General features: G+C 68.2%; 12 protein-coding genes. 5 read left to right on the forward strand and 7 right to left on the reverse strand.

Annotated features, from left to right (window positions below):
* Nucleotides 1–204: 204 nt before the first annotated feature.
* Both I5803_RS04805 and I5803_RS04810 read right to left on the reverse strand, forming a co-directional pair.
* Nucleotides 205–1,290, reverse strand: coding sequence for a tartrate dehydrogenase (locus I5803_RS04805; RefSeq protein ID WP_196985258.1), 1,086 nt, complete (start codon nt 1,288–1,290; stop codon nt 205–207).
* Nucleotides 1,291–1,292: 2 nt separating this feature from the next.
* Entirely contained in the window at nt 1,293–2,171 is an 879-nt protein-coding gene (locus tag I5803_RS04810; protein ID WP_196988458.1) for an alpha/beta fold hydrolase, read from the reverse strand.
* 84 nt (nt 2,172–2,255) lie between these two features.
* Between I5803_RS04810 and I5803_RS04815 the strand changes: the two genes are divergently transcribed.
* Nucleotides 2,256–3,233 (forward strand): LysR substrate-binding domain-containing protein, encoded by a 978-nt coding sequence (locus tag I5803_RS04815; protein ID WP_196985259.1) that lies wholly within the window; start codon nt 2,256–2,258, stop codon nt 3,231–3,233.
* Here I5803_RS04815 and I5803_RS04820 read toward each other — a convergent pair.
* The 3 genes from I5803_RS04820 to uvrC are packed head-to-tail and all read right to left on the reverse strand — an operon-like array spanning nt 3,181 to nt 6,646.
* Nucleotides 3,181–4,068 (reverse strand): DMT family transporter, encoded by an 888-nt coding sequence (locus tag I5803_RS04820; RefSeq protein WP_231402335.1) that lies wholly within the window; start codon nt 4,066–4,068, stop codon nt 3,181–3,183. The genes I5803_RS04815 and I5803_RS04820 overlap by 53 nt on opposite strands.
* Nucleotides 4,069–4,075: 7 nt before the next feature.
* Entirely contained in the window at nt 4,076–4,642 is a 567-nt protein-coding gene (gene pgsA, locus I5803_RS04825) for a CDP-diacylglycerol--glycerol-3-phosphate 3-phosphatidyltransferase (protein WP_196985260.1), read from the reverse strand.
* A 30-nt stretch (nt 4,643–4,672) separates the two neighbouring features.
* Nucleotides 4,673–6,646 (reverse strand): excinuclease ABC subunit UvrC, encoded by a 1,974-nt coding sequence (uvrC, locus tag I5803_RS04830; RefSeq protein WP_196985261.1) that lies wholly within the window; start codon nt 6,644–6,646, stop codon nt 4,673–4,675.
* 42 nt (nt 6,647–6,688) lie between these two features.
* Between uvrC and earP the strand changes: the two genes are divergently transcribed.
* Complete coding sequence (gene earP, locus I5803_RS04835) at nt 6,689–7,744, forward strand: elongation factor P maturation arginine rhamnosyltransferase EarP (RefSeq protein ID WP_196985262.1); 1,056 nt, start codon at nt 6,689–6,691, stop codon at nt 7,742–7,744.
* A complete protein-coding gene (locus I5803_RS04840) occupies nt 7,741–8,421 on the forward strand; it encodes a phosphatase PAP2 family protein (protein WP_196985263.1) in 681 nt (226 codons plus the stop codon). Before earP ends, I5803_RS04840 begins: the two co-directional genes overlap by 4 nt.
* On the opposite strand, the gene I5803_RS04845 is transcribed toward I5803_RS04840, so the two are convergent.
* Nucleotides 8,405–10,063, reverse strand: a complete 1,659-nt coding sequence (locus I5803_RS04845; protein ID WP_196985264.1) for a phosphoethanolamine transferase — start codon at nt 10,061–10,063, stop codon at nt 8,405–8,407. The two genes, I5803_RS04840 and I5803_RS04845, sit on opposite strands and share 17 nt — an antisense overlap.
* Before the next feature lie 198 nt (nt 10,064–10,261).
* Between I5803_RS04845 and efp the strand changes: the two genes are divergently transcribed.
* Nucleotides 10,262–10,816 carry an elongation factor P gene (efp, locus tag I5803_RS04850; protein ID WP_196985265.1) on the forward strand — a complete coding sequence of 185 codons (555 nt, stop codon included), beginning with the start codon at nt 10,262–10,264 and terminating at the stop codon, nt 10,814–10,816.
* Nucleotides 10,817–10,880: 64 nt separating this feature from the next.
* Nucleotides 10,881–11,669: a heme-dependent oxidative N-demethylase subunit alpha family protein gene (locus I5803_RS04855; protein ID WP_196985266.1), complete on the forward strand. Its 789-nt coding sequence runs from the start codon at nt 10,881–10,883 to the stop codon at nt 11,667–11,669.
* Here I5803_RS04855 and I5803_RS04860 read toward each other — a convergent pair.
* Nucleotides 11,666–12,337: a hypothetical protein gene (locus tag I5803_RS04860; RefSeq protein WP_196985267.1), complete on the reverse strand. Its 672-nt coding sequence runs from the start codon at nt 12,335–12,337 to the stop codon at nt 11,666–11,668. The two genes, I5803_RS04855 and I5803_RS04860, sit on opposite strands and share 4 nt — an antisense overlap.
* Nucleotides 12,338–12,392: the final 55 nt, after the last annotated feature.

The following is a 12,392-nucleotide window of genomic DNA, read 5'->3' on the forward strand; positions in this document are numbered from 1 at the left end:
TGCGGGAGACTCATTTCGCGGCTCGAAAGCCACCGGCTCATTAAAGCGACGGCACCCCACGGTGTCAATACGACGAGCGGCTTTACAACAGCGCGGAGGCGGATTCTAGACGCTTTTGGCGAGATTCCATGCGGCCTGCGGGCCGATTTCCGTGCGGCGCTGCGCCAATTTTCACGAGCAGAAATGCGCGCGCCCGGCGCGGCCCTACAGCGCTTGCGCGATCGCGCGGCCGACGTCCGTGGTGCTCGCCTTGCCGCCCAGGTCGCCGGTGCGCGGCGCCCCGCTTCCGGGCGCGAGCACCTTTTCGATCGCGGCGAGCACGGCATCGTGCGCGTCCTTGCGCCCGAGGAATTCCAGCATCATCGCGCCGCACCAGATCTGCCCGATGGGGTTGGCGATGTTCTTTCCCGCGATGTCCGGCGCGGAGCCGTGCACCGGTTCGAACAGCGAGGGAAACTTTCGGTCCGGGTTCAGGTTCGCGCTCGGCGCGATGCCGATGGTGCCCGTGCACGCGGGCCCGAGATCGCTCAGGATGTCGCCGAAGAGGTTGCTCGCCACCACGACGTCGAAGAAGTCGGGCCGCTGCACGAAGTGCGCGGTGAGGATGTCGATGTGGAACTTGTCCACGTTCACGCCGGGATACGCCTTGGCCATCTCGGCCACGCGTTCGTCCCAGTAGGGCATCGTGATCGCGATGCCGTTGGACTTGGTGGCCGACGTCAAATGCTTCTTCGGGCGCGCCTTCGCAAGCTCGAAAGCGAATTTCAGCACGCGGTCGACGCCCACGCGCGACATGATGGTCTCCTGCATGACGATTTCGCGCTCCGTGCCGGGGTACATCCGCCCGCCGACGGCGGAGTATTCGCCCTCGGTGTTCTCGCGCACGATGTACATGTCGATCTCGCCGGGCTGGCGCGCGCTGCCGTCGCGCCGGACCACCGGCGCGATGATGCCGGGCATGAGGCGCGCGGGGCGCAGGTTGACGTACTGGTCGAACTCGCGCCGGAACAGCAGGAGCGAGCCCCACAGCGACACGTGGTCGGCGATCTTCTCGGGCCAGCCCACCGCGCCGAAGTAGATCGCGTCGTGCCCGCCCACCAGGTCCTTCCAGTTGTCCGGCATCATCTTGCCGTGTTTCTCGTAGTAGTCCCAGCTCGAGAAGTCGAAGTGGTCGAAGTGCAGGTCGATGCCGAACTTGCTCGCCGCCGCCTCCATCACGCGCACGCCCTCGGGCATGGTTTCCTTGCCGATGCCGTCGCCGGCGATGACTGCGATTCGTTTCCTGCTCATCTTCAACTCCTGAAAAATTCCAAGGCTTCGTCCAGCAACAGCGCCGGCGCCTCCTCGGCGATGTAATGGCCGCACGGCAACGCGCGTCCGGTGAATTGTTGCGCGCGCTCGCGCCAGAGCGCCGGCACGTCGAAGCATCGGCCCACGGCGCCGTGCTCGCCCCAGAGCACGCGCAGCGGTTGCGCCAGCAGGCGCTGCGCCGCGAGGTCGGCGCGGTCGTGCACGAGATCGATGCCCGCGCTCGCGCGATAGTCCGCGCAGATCCCCTGCGCCGTGCCTGGAAGGACGATGCAGCGTTCGTATTCGGCGAGCGCCTCGGGCGCGAATGCACCGAGGCCGGCGTGCCGCTTGCCCATGACACTGCGCAGGTAGCGCACCGGGTCGGATTCGATCAGCGCTTCCGGCAGGGGCGGCGGCTGCACCAGGAAGAACCAGTGCCAGTAAGCCGTCGCGAACTCGAGCGAGGTGTGCTCGTACATGCCGAGCGTGGGGGCAACGTCGAGCAGCATCAGCCGCGAGACGGCAGCGGGATGGTCCGCTGCCAGGCGATGCGCGACACGCGCGCCCCGGTCGTGCGCAAGCACCTGGAATTCGGCGAATCCGCGCGCGCGCATGACCTGAAGCGCATCCAGTGCCATTTCCCGCTTGGCATAGGCGGCACTGTCCTCCCCGGCCGGCGGCCGCCCGGAGTCGCCATAGCCGCGCAAGTCCATCATTACCACGCTGTGCTGCCGCGCCAAGACCGGCGCCACCCGATGCCACATCGCATGGGTTTGCGGATGCCCGTGGAGCAGCAGCAGCGGCGCGCCCCGGCCACCCGCACGGCAGCGCAGGCGCACGCCGCCCCGCTCCACGTGAAAGTCTTCGAACTGCTCCAGCATGCGGCGATTCTGGACGCGGCGCGCCGTACGGACAAGCAATAATCCGGCAATCGATTGTTTCCGCAGGGGAAAGAGTTGCCCGGCTTGCTCGACCGTGAGGACCTGGAATTGCTGCTTGCCGTGCGTGCGCACGGCAGCCTGTCGGCGACCGCCGCGGCTGCCGGCGTCGTGGCCTCGGTGGTCACGAAGAAGCTCGCGGCGATCGAAGCCCGCCTGGGCCTGCCGCTCTTCCAGCGCACCACCCGCCGCGTCGTGGCCACGGCCGAATGCGAAGCGCTCTGCGAACGGGCTGCGCCGCTGCTCCAGTCCTTCACCCAGCTCGAGGCCGACCTGCAGGAGGGGCGCACCGAACCCACTGGCACCATCCGCCTCGCTGCCACCTTCGGTTTCGGCCGCCTGTGGCTCGGCCCGGCGCTGGCGGACTTCCAGACCCTTCACCCCGGCCTGAACGTGCAGCTTCAACTGACGGAGCAATTGCCCAACCTCGCGGTGGACGGCTACGACGGCGCCGTGTGGCTGTGGTCGGTGCAGGGCCGCCGCGCCTCCGAATGGGTGGGCCGGCGCCTGGCCCGCAACCAGCGCGTGCTCGTCGCGGCGCCGTCGTACCTGCGGCGGCACGCGGCGCCGCAATCGGTCGCGGACCTGGAGCACCACGCCTGCCTGCTCGTGCGGGAAAACGACCAGCGATTCGACACCTGGCCGCTGCGCCGCGAACGCGACAAGTCGGAATCGCGCGTGCGCGTGCAGGGGCCGCTCAGCAGCAACTCCGGCGAGCTGGTGCGCGACTGGTGCATCGCCGGACGCGGGATCATGCTGCGCAGCCTGTGGGATATCGCGCCGCAACTCGCCTCCGGGCAACTGGTGCGCGTGTTGCCGGCCTGGGCGATGTGGGACGCGGACATCCACTGGCTCGCGCCGCACCGCGCGCAGACGCCCAAGCGCGTGCGCCTGCTGATCGACTTCCTCGCCGAGCGTTTTCGCGGCGAGCCCTGGAAGCTCAAGCCCGCGGTCAGGACGGCCGCGAGGGCGAACGCACCACGAGGCTCACGCCTAGCGCCGTGAGTGCCATGCCCGCGATGGTGAACACCGTGATCGCTTCGCCGAAGAGGAGCCACGCCATCACCGCGGTGCAGGGGGGCACGAGATAGAGCAGGCTCGTGACCGCGGTCGCCGCGCCGCGCTGGATCAGCAGGTACAGCAGCGAGCTGCCGCCGAGCGTCAGCGCGAGGACGGACCAGGCCATCGCGGCGGCGAGCTGCCCGCTCCACTGCACGGCCTCGGACTCCAGCAATGTCAGCGGGAGCGTCACGGCGAACGCCGCGCACAGTTGCACGAGGCTTGCGGTGCGCACGTCGCAGGGCGCGACGAAGCGCTTCTGGTACAGGGTGCCGGCGGTGATGCTGAGGAGCGCACCCGCAGCCAGCGCCAGGTTGACGGCGTGGATTTCGCCCAGCCCGAGCTTTTGCCACACCACCAGCGCGAGGCCGGCGAAGCCGAGCGCCAGGCCCGCCCACTGCCGCGCGGCCACCGCGCCACCGCGCGACGAAACCCAGATGGCCGTCAGGACCGGCTGCAGCCCGACGAGCAGCGCGACCAGGCCCGCGCCCATGCCGAGCTTGACCGCGGCCCAGACGCCGCCCAGGTAGCCCGCATGCATCAACACGCCCGTCACCGCCAGGTGCCGGACTTGCGAACGATCCCGGGGCCAGGCAGCGCGGGCGAGCACGGCCCACACCACGAAGCAGGTGACGGAGAAGAAATAGCGCCAGGCGAGGAACTTCATCGGCGGCGCGTGCGGCATGCCGAAGCGCGCGACGATGAAGCCGGTGCTCCAGATCAAGACGAAGACCGCGGGCATCGCCCGCACCAGCGCATCGCGCCGCGAATCGGAGTCCATGGGCGCCCTACTTCACCCGCTTGCGGATCTCGGGCAAGGCCTTCTGAAGGTAATACACCATGGACCACACGGTCAGGATGGCGGCCAGCCAGATCAGCCAGGTGCCCCAGGTGCCGGTGTCGATGAGCCCGAACAGCAGGCCGTCGTACAGCAGGAACGGGATGGCGATCATCTGCACGGTGGTCTTGACTTTGCCCAGCATGTGCACCGCCACGCTCTTGGACGCGCCGATCTGCGCCATCCATTCGCGCAGCGCCGAGATCGCGATCTCGCGGCCGATGATGATGAGCGCCACGAACACGTTCGCACGGCCCAGGTGCACCAGCACCAGCAACGAGGCGCACACGAGGATCTTGTCGGCCACGGGGTCGAGGAACGCGCCGAAGGCAGAAGTCTGGTTCAACTTGCGCGCGAGGAAGCCGTCCAGCCAGTCCGTCAGCGCGAACACCACGAACATCACCGTGGCGATCAGGTTCTGCAGCTCCGGCTTCAGCCCCAGGTAGAACACCCCGACGATCAGCGGAATCGCGACGATGCGGGTCCAGGTGAAGAGCGTGGGGATGTTGAAGAACATGCACGCATTCTAGGTGGCGCGCGGAAAAGCCTAGTGCAGGGCCCGGTAGATTTCCTCGGCGAGCTCGCGCGAGATGCCTTCCACGCTCGCGATATCGTCCACGCCCGCGGACGCGACCCCACGCACGCCGCCGAAGCGCTGGAGCAGCCGGGCGCGCTTCTTGGCGCCGATGCCGGGGATGTCCTCCAGCTGGCTGCCGCCCACGCGCACCTTCGCCCGGCGCGCGCGCATGCCGGTGATCGCGAAGCGGTGGGCTTCGTCCCGGATCTGCGCGACGAGCATCAGCGCGGCGGAATCGCGCCCCAGGTACACCTTCTCGCGGCCGTCGGCGAACACGAGTTCTTCGAGGCCCACCTTGCGCCCCTCGCCCTTCTCCACCCCGACGATGACGGTGAGGTCCAGGCCCAGGTTGGCGAAGACTTCGCGCGCCATGCTCACCTGGCCCTTGCCGCCATCGACGAGCACGAGGTCGGGCAAACGCCCCGCGGAGCCGCCGGCCCCGCGCGGGGGCGTCGCGTCCGGCGGATCGCGCCCGGCTTCTGCCAGCTTGCTGTAGCGGCGCATCAGCACCTGCCGCATGGCGGCGTAGTCGTCGCCCGGCGTGATGCCGTCGATGTTGTAGCGCCGGTACTCGCTGTTCTGCATCTTGTGGTGGTGGAACACCACGCAGGAGGCCTGCGTCGACTCGCCCGCGGTGTGCGAGATGTCGAAGCATTCGATCCGGAAACCTTCGAGGTCGTCCGGCGAGAGATCCAGCGCTTCGACCAGCGCGCGCGTGCGGGCCTGCTGCGACCCTTCCTCGGCGAGCAGCCGGGCGAGCTGGATGTCGGCGTTTTTCTGCGCCATCTCCAGCCACAGGCGCCGCTGCTCCCGCGGGTTGTGCACGGCGGCGATCCGCACGCCCGACTGCAGCGACAGCGCCTCGATCAGCTCGCGGCCCACCGGCTCGCTCGTGATGAGCGCGGGCGGCACCGGCACGCCGATGTAGTGCTGCGCGATGAAGGCCTCCAGCACCTGCACTTCCACGGGGGTCGATGCGTCGGCGGGGGCGTCGTCATCCGCATTCGAGTCAAACTGCTGCAGGGCCGCCCCGTCCTCGATGTGGCTCGGGAAATACGGCCGGTCCCCGAGGTGCCTGCCGCCCCGCACCATGGCGAGGTTGACGCAGGCCTTGCCGCCGTGGACCTTCACGGCCAGGATATCGACATCCTTGTCGGAGATCGTTTCCACCGATTGCTGGTGAAGCACTTTCGACAGCGCGCCCATCTGGTTGCGCAGCTCCGCCGCCTGCTCGAACTCCAGGTTCTCCGCATGCTTCATCATGCGTGTCTCCAGGGTCGCGAGCACTTGCTGCGTGTCGCCGCGCAGGAAGGCCTCGGCGTTGTCCACGTCGTGCTGGTAGTCCTGCGGCGCGATGAGGTTCACGCACGGGCCGGAACAGCGCTTGATCTGGTAGAGCAGGCAGGGCCGGGTGCGGTTCGCGAACACCGTGTCCTCGCAGGTGCGCAGCCGGAACACCTTCTGCAGGAGCTGGATCGATTCCTTGACCGCCCACGCGCTGGGATAGGGCCCGAAATAGCGATGCTTGCGATCCACCGCCCCGCGGTAGTACGCGACCCGCGGAAACGCGGAGGGGCCGGGTGCCGCGCCGGTTGCGGCCGGGCGCTCGGTGCCGGCGATCTTCAGGTAGGGATAGCTCTTGTCGTCGCGAAACAGGATGTTGTAGCGCGGGTTGAGCGTCTTGATGAGGTTGTTTTCCAGCAGCAGGGCTTCGGCTTCCGAGCGAACCACCGTCGTCTCCATGCGCACGATCTTGCCGATCATGTGGCCGATGCGCGTGCCGCCGTGGTTCTTCTGGAAGTAGCTGGAGACGCGCTTCTTGAGGTTGCGCGCCTTGCCGACGTAGAGCACGCCGCCGTCGGCGTCGAAATAGCGGTAGACGCCGGGGAGCGCGGGAAGCGCCGCGACCTCGGCAAGCAATTGTTCGGAATGGACCTCTGGCATACAGGCCGTATTGTGGACAATCCGGCGGGGGAACATCGCGGCATGCTCTGGGACATCTTCTGCAAGGTTATCGACAACCACGGCGACATCGGCGTGTGCTGGCGGCTCGCGCGCGGCCTCGCGTCGCGCGGCGAGCGCGTGCGGCTGTGGATCGACGACGCCTCCGCGCTGCGCTGGATGGCGCCGGAAGGAGCAGCAGGCGTCGAAGTGCGCGAATGGCCGCTGGCTGCTCCCGGGGTCGCACCCGGGGAGGTGGTTGTGGAGGCTTTCGGGTGCGAACTGCCGGCGCAGTTCCAGGCGGCGATGGCGTCGCAAGCCCGGGAGCGCGGCACGCAGGCTGCATGGATCAACCTCGAATACCTCACGGCCGAATCCTTCGCGGCGCGTTGCCACGGCCTGCCCTCGCCGGTGTTGTCCGGCCCGGCGGCAGGACTGACCAAGCACTTCTTCTATCCGGGCTTCACGCAGGGCACGGGCGGGTTGCTGCGCGAGCCGGACCTGCTGGCCCGGCAGGCAGCGTTCGATCGCGCCGGATGGCTGCGCGCGCGCGGCATCGAGGCCGCGAACGCCCGGCTCGCCAGCCTCTTCTGCTACGAGCCTCCGGCGCTCGACGCGCTCCTCGCGGGACTCTCCGCAGGCACGCAGCCCTGGCATCTGCTGGTGACACACGGACGCGCGGGCACGGCGGTGCGCGAACGCCTGTCGCTCGTGGGCGGCTCCCTGGCGGTCACCTTCCTGCCGCTGATGACGCAAGCCGAATTCGACCGCCTGCTCTGGGCCTGCGACTTCAACTTCGTGCGCGGCGAAGACTCCCTCGTGCGCGCGCTCTGGGCGGGCAAGCCTTTCGCCTGGCAGATCTATCCGCAGGACGACGACGCCCACCACGCGAAACTGGAGGCCTTCCTCGAATGGATGGCCGCACCTGACTCATTGCGTCAGTTTCACAGGGGCTGGAACGGGATCGGCGCGGCATTGCCGCCCCTGGACGCGGACACCTGGTCGCCGTGCGCCCTCCTGGCGCGCGACAGGTTGCTTGCACAAAAAGACCTCGTCACGCAGTTGATGTCTTTCCAGGCGGCACAATCTTCCCCTGCATGACCCTGACCCCACGCGCCCAGCTGGCGTTGACATTTGCCGCTGCGCTTGCCTTCCTGGCGTGGGACCTGACCCCCTTCGACATGGTGATTGCCGGCTGGTCCGGCACGCCCAAGGGCTTTGCGCTCCGGGACAACTGGTGGATGACCGAGGTCCTGCACGACGCGGCGCGCAAGCTTTCGCTGATCGTGTGGGTAGCTTCCTGCGTCGCGGTCCGCTGGCCGTTCGGCCCCTGGAAGCGCCTCGAGGCCTCCCGGCGCCTGCAGTTCGCCGTGACGGCGGGCCTCGCCGCGCTGGCCATCGTCGCCATCAAATCCGTGAGCGCGACCAGCTGCCCCTGGGACATGGCGGCGTTCGGCCGTTTCGCGCACCAGCTGTCGCATTGGACCCTGCAGTCCGATGGCGGCGTCGGGCACTGCTTCCCTTCGGGGCACGCCTCTTCGGGCTTCGTGTACTTCGCAGGCTACTTCGCATTTCGCCGGAGCCATCCACGCGCCGCCCGCGCGTGGTTCCTCGGCGCCCTGCTCCTGGGAATCGTCTTCGGGTTGAACCAGCAGCTTCGCGGCGCGCATTTCATGAGCCACACCCTGTGGTCGGCCTGGGTCTGCTGGACGATCGCGCTGGCGCTGGACTGGGTATGGTCGCGGGGCATCGCCAGGCGCCTCAGCGCGCGCCCGTAGCGGGCCTGCAGCCCGCGAAGATGTCCATGCGCGCGTCGTAGGCGGACGTCCTGACGTCCATCACGCCGATCATGGTGTGGAACAGGTTGTCGTGACTCACCGGCTGGGCCGAGCGGCCACGCATGCAGGTCTCGTCGACGCCCGCCCCCTGCCTGAACGCCGGCGACATCCACACCACGAAAGGCACGTGCTTTTGCGTGTCGGGCGCGATCGCGTACGGCATGCCGTGCAGGTACAGCCCGCCTTCGCCCAGCGACTCGCCGTGGTCCGACACGTAGAGCATCGCGGTGTCGTGCGTTCGCTGCGCCTTGTCCAGGAAGTCGATCACGCGGCCCAGGAAGAAGTCCGTGTACAGCAGGGAGTTGTCGTAGGCGTTGACGATTTCCGCGGCGGTGCAGCGCCTCAACTCCTCGGTCTCGCAGGCGGGCTTGAAGCGCGCGAGGGCCGGCGGGTAGCGCTTGAAGTACGCCGGGCCGTGGCTGCCGAGCTGGTGCATGACGACGAAGAGGTTGCCCTTCGCGTCCTTGAGCACGCCGTCCATCCCCTCGACCAGGATTTCGTCGAGGCATTGGCCGTCCGAACAGAGGGCGGGCACCTTCTCGTGGTCCAGCTGCTGCTCCGGCAGGCCCGCGCACACGGCCTTGCAGCCCGACTGGTTGTCGCGCCAGAGCACCTGCACGCCCGCCCGCGCCAGCACGTGCAGCAAGGATTCGTGGGTGAGGATCTTCTCCTCGTCGTACTGGGCCCGGCCGAAGGGCGAGAACATGCAGGGCAAGGACACTTCGGTGGACGTGCCGCAGGCCGTGGCCCGGGAAAAGTTGATGACGCCGCGCCTGGCGAGTTCGGGGTTGGTGTCGCGTGCGTAGCCGTTCAGGGAGAAATTCTGTGCGCGCGCCGTCTCCCCTATCACCACCACGAACAGGCGGGGTCGCCGCTGCTCCCAGCCGGCGCCGGGCCTCGCATCCGCACCGACCTGGATCTTCGGCTGGTTGGGCCGCTTGGCGCGCCCCCACACGTTGCCCGCCAGGGAGGCGACCACGTTGCCCGGCGTCAGGAGATGGCGGATCTCCTTGTGGTTGCGCATCAGCGAAGAGAAATCGGCGAACACCAGCAGCAGGCTGGCCACGCCGATCACGATGCCGCCGGCGATCCACGCCGTGCGGACGGCAGCCGCACGTCCCCAAGATCGGTCTTTGAGGCGCGGCCACCACAGCAGCGCGGCAGGCAGGATGCCGAAGGCCAGCACGTGCGCGGCCATCGCGACACTGATGAGTTCGCGCGCTTCCTTGTACTGCGTGGCCAGGACGTTGGCGACCATCGCCCGGTCCATGTACACGGAGTAGCGCTCCATGTAGTAGGAGGCGCTGGCCGTGACGATGAACAGCAGCGCCAGGAGCGGCCGAACCGTCATCCGCGTGGAAAACAGCGCCGCCACCGCGACGTAGAACGCCGTGAAGGCGCAGAAGACGGCCGCGGCAAAGCCCCACGTCGCCGGTTCGGCCAGGCTCCGGCCGGCCAGGAGCGCCCGCCAGAACGGGCCATTCCCGGCGACCATCAGGAAAACCGCGCCCGCGAGGAGCAGGGTTTCGACGTGCACGGCCGGCCGCGGCAGGCCGCCCCCGCCCAGGTGTGAATTTTTCATTGCGGGCGAGTATGACGGCATTGACTTAAGGCCCGCTGAGCAGCGTGAGCGGTACGGCCGGACCGCCCCGGCAAAAACAGCTAAAATAGGGGGCTTTGTGCAGCGCGGCCGCGGACCGGACGCCTGCGCCCCGCCGCAGTCACGCGCCTTGCGCCACGGCCGGCCTACCCTCTCGCTCAACGCAACGAAACACGCGCCATGAAAATCGCTCAAGAAATCCGCGCCGGCAACGTCATCATGCACGGCAAGGACCCGATGGTCGTCCTCAAGACCGAATACAGCCGCGGCGGCCGCAATTCCGCCACCGTGCGCATGAAGCTCAAGAGCCTGATCGCCAACTTCAACACCGAAGTCGTGTTCAAGGCCGACGACAAGATGGACCAGATCGTGCTCGACAAGAAGGACTGCACGTACTCCTACTTCGCCGACCCCATGTATGTCTGGATGGACGCCGACTACAACCAGTACGAAGTCGAGGCGGAAAACATGGGCGACGCGCTCAACTACCTCGAAGAGGGCATGCCCGCCGAAGTGGTGTTCTACGAAGGCAAGGCGATCTCCGTCGAGCTGCCGACCAGCGTCGAGCGCGAAATCACCTGGACCGAGCCGGCCGTCAAGGGCGACACCTCGGGCAAGGTGCTGAAGCCCGCCAAGCTCGGCACGGGCTTCGAAATCGGCGTGCCGATCTTCGTCGCCCAGGGCGACAAGGTCGAAGTCGACACGCGCACCGGCGAGTACCGCAGGCGCGTCTGAGCCCGCAGGCTCTACGATGCAGGCTCCGCAAGGAGCCTTTTTTTCGCCCGCAGCGCCTCTTTCCATGTTCGACTTCAATCGCATCGCCGTTCCGTTTCGCATGCAGCCGGGGCTGCAGCGCGTGGACGGGCCGTCCCTGCGGCTCACGCCGCTGGACCCGGCGGGGCATCTTCATGCGGAAAAACTCGCCGTCGTCCAGGCGGGCCGCTCCCGCTTGCTGGTACCGGGGTTCGACCCCCTCCCTGCGCTGCGCGCCATCGCCAGCCGTGCCGGTATCGACGCGGACCCCACGAGCTTCCAGCCCGAGCTGCACTTCGAAGAGGACTTTGCCGTCCTGGACGGCGCCACCGCGACCCTTCCGTTCCTCTGCGTCTGCGTGCCGTCCCATTGGGCTCCCGAGGAAAAGCTCGGCCTCGACTTCGCGACCCTGCACGCGCCCGTGGCGGACAACGCCGCACTGGTCGCCGCATCGCGGCAACTCGTGGCGCTGGCTACCAACGGGGACTGCTGGGAGCGCTTCGTGTGGACGATCAGCCCTTCCGACCGCTACGACCAGCATCCCGGCCGCCACGCCCGCGAGCCCTGGCCCGAAACACCGGACGCCGCGGAATTCGCGCGGCGCTGCTGGCTGCGCACGGAACGGCAGGTGTTCTTTCCCGTCGGGCAAGGCACGCGCCAGGCGGTCTTCACGATACGCGTGACGCTCGAGCCGCTGGTGCAGGCCGTCGGGAACGCGCAGCGTGCAGCCCGCCTGCATGACTCGCTGGCATCGATGTCCGAGGCCGTCCTGCACTACAAGGGCCTCGCGCCGGCGCGCGAGCGGCTGCTGCGTTGGCTCGCCGGCGCGCGCTAGAAGATCCTCCGGCCCGCAAGCGCCACGAACACCAGGAGCACCACCGCCGCGGCGCCGACGGCCGCGCCGGCGGCCCACAGCACCTGCTTGTCGCCCTTCACCCGGGCGCCCGCCTGATCGTTGCCGCCGGGCCAGGGTGTGGCGGCCGGAAACCATTCGACGAGTTCACCGGCCGACTCCGGCGTGAAGAGTTCCAGCGTGACGCGGCGCAGAGGCGCGGCGGCTGCCTCGCCGGTGCGCAGCCACAGGTCGACCTGTGTCGCGCGGATGCGCGCGTGCACGATGTCGCCCACTTGCAGCTTCACCCTGTCCTGCCTCCAGCCGAATCCCTTGCGGAACGTACCGGCAATGCGCAGCACGGGCCCCTGCACGCGCACCTCGACTTCGCCCGCGAAGGCGGGGATCTGCAATTCCCTGCCTTCGGCCTCGACCAGCCCGGCGGCGAACGTGGCCTGCACCACCGAGAAGCTCTGGCTGCGGTCCGCGTTGAACTGCCCGGGCGGGCGCGTGCCGATCAGCCGCGCGACCGTGGACTGCGACCCGTCCGTCCCGATGAGCACGTGGTCGCTGGTCAGCGCCTTCTTGATGCGCATGCCGACGATCGTGCGCCGGTCGTACGGGCCGATCTTGCGACCGTCCAGTACGACGTGATATTGAGCCTCTTCCACCTCGTGCCCCCGATTCTTGTAGGGCGAAAGGATAACGGAGAAGCCGGCGGATTGG

This window comes from Caenimonas aquaedulcis (assembly GCF_015831345.1).
Taxonomy (GTDB): domain Bacteria; phylum Pseudomonadota; class Gammaproteobacteria; order Burkholderiales; family Burkholderiaceae_C; genus Ramlibacter; species Ramlibacter aquaedulcis.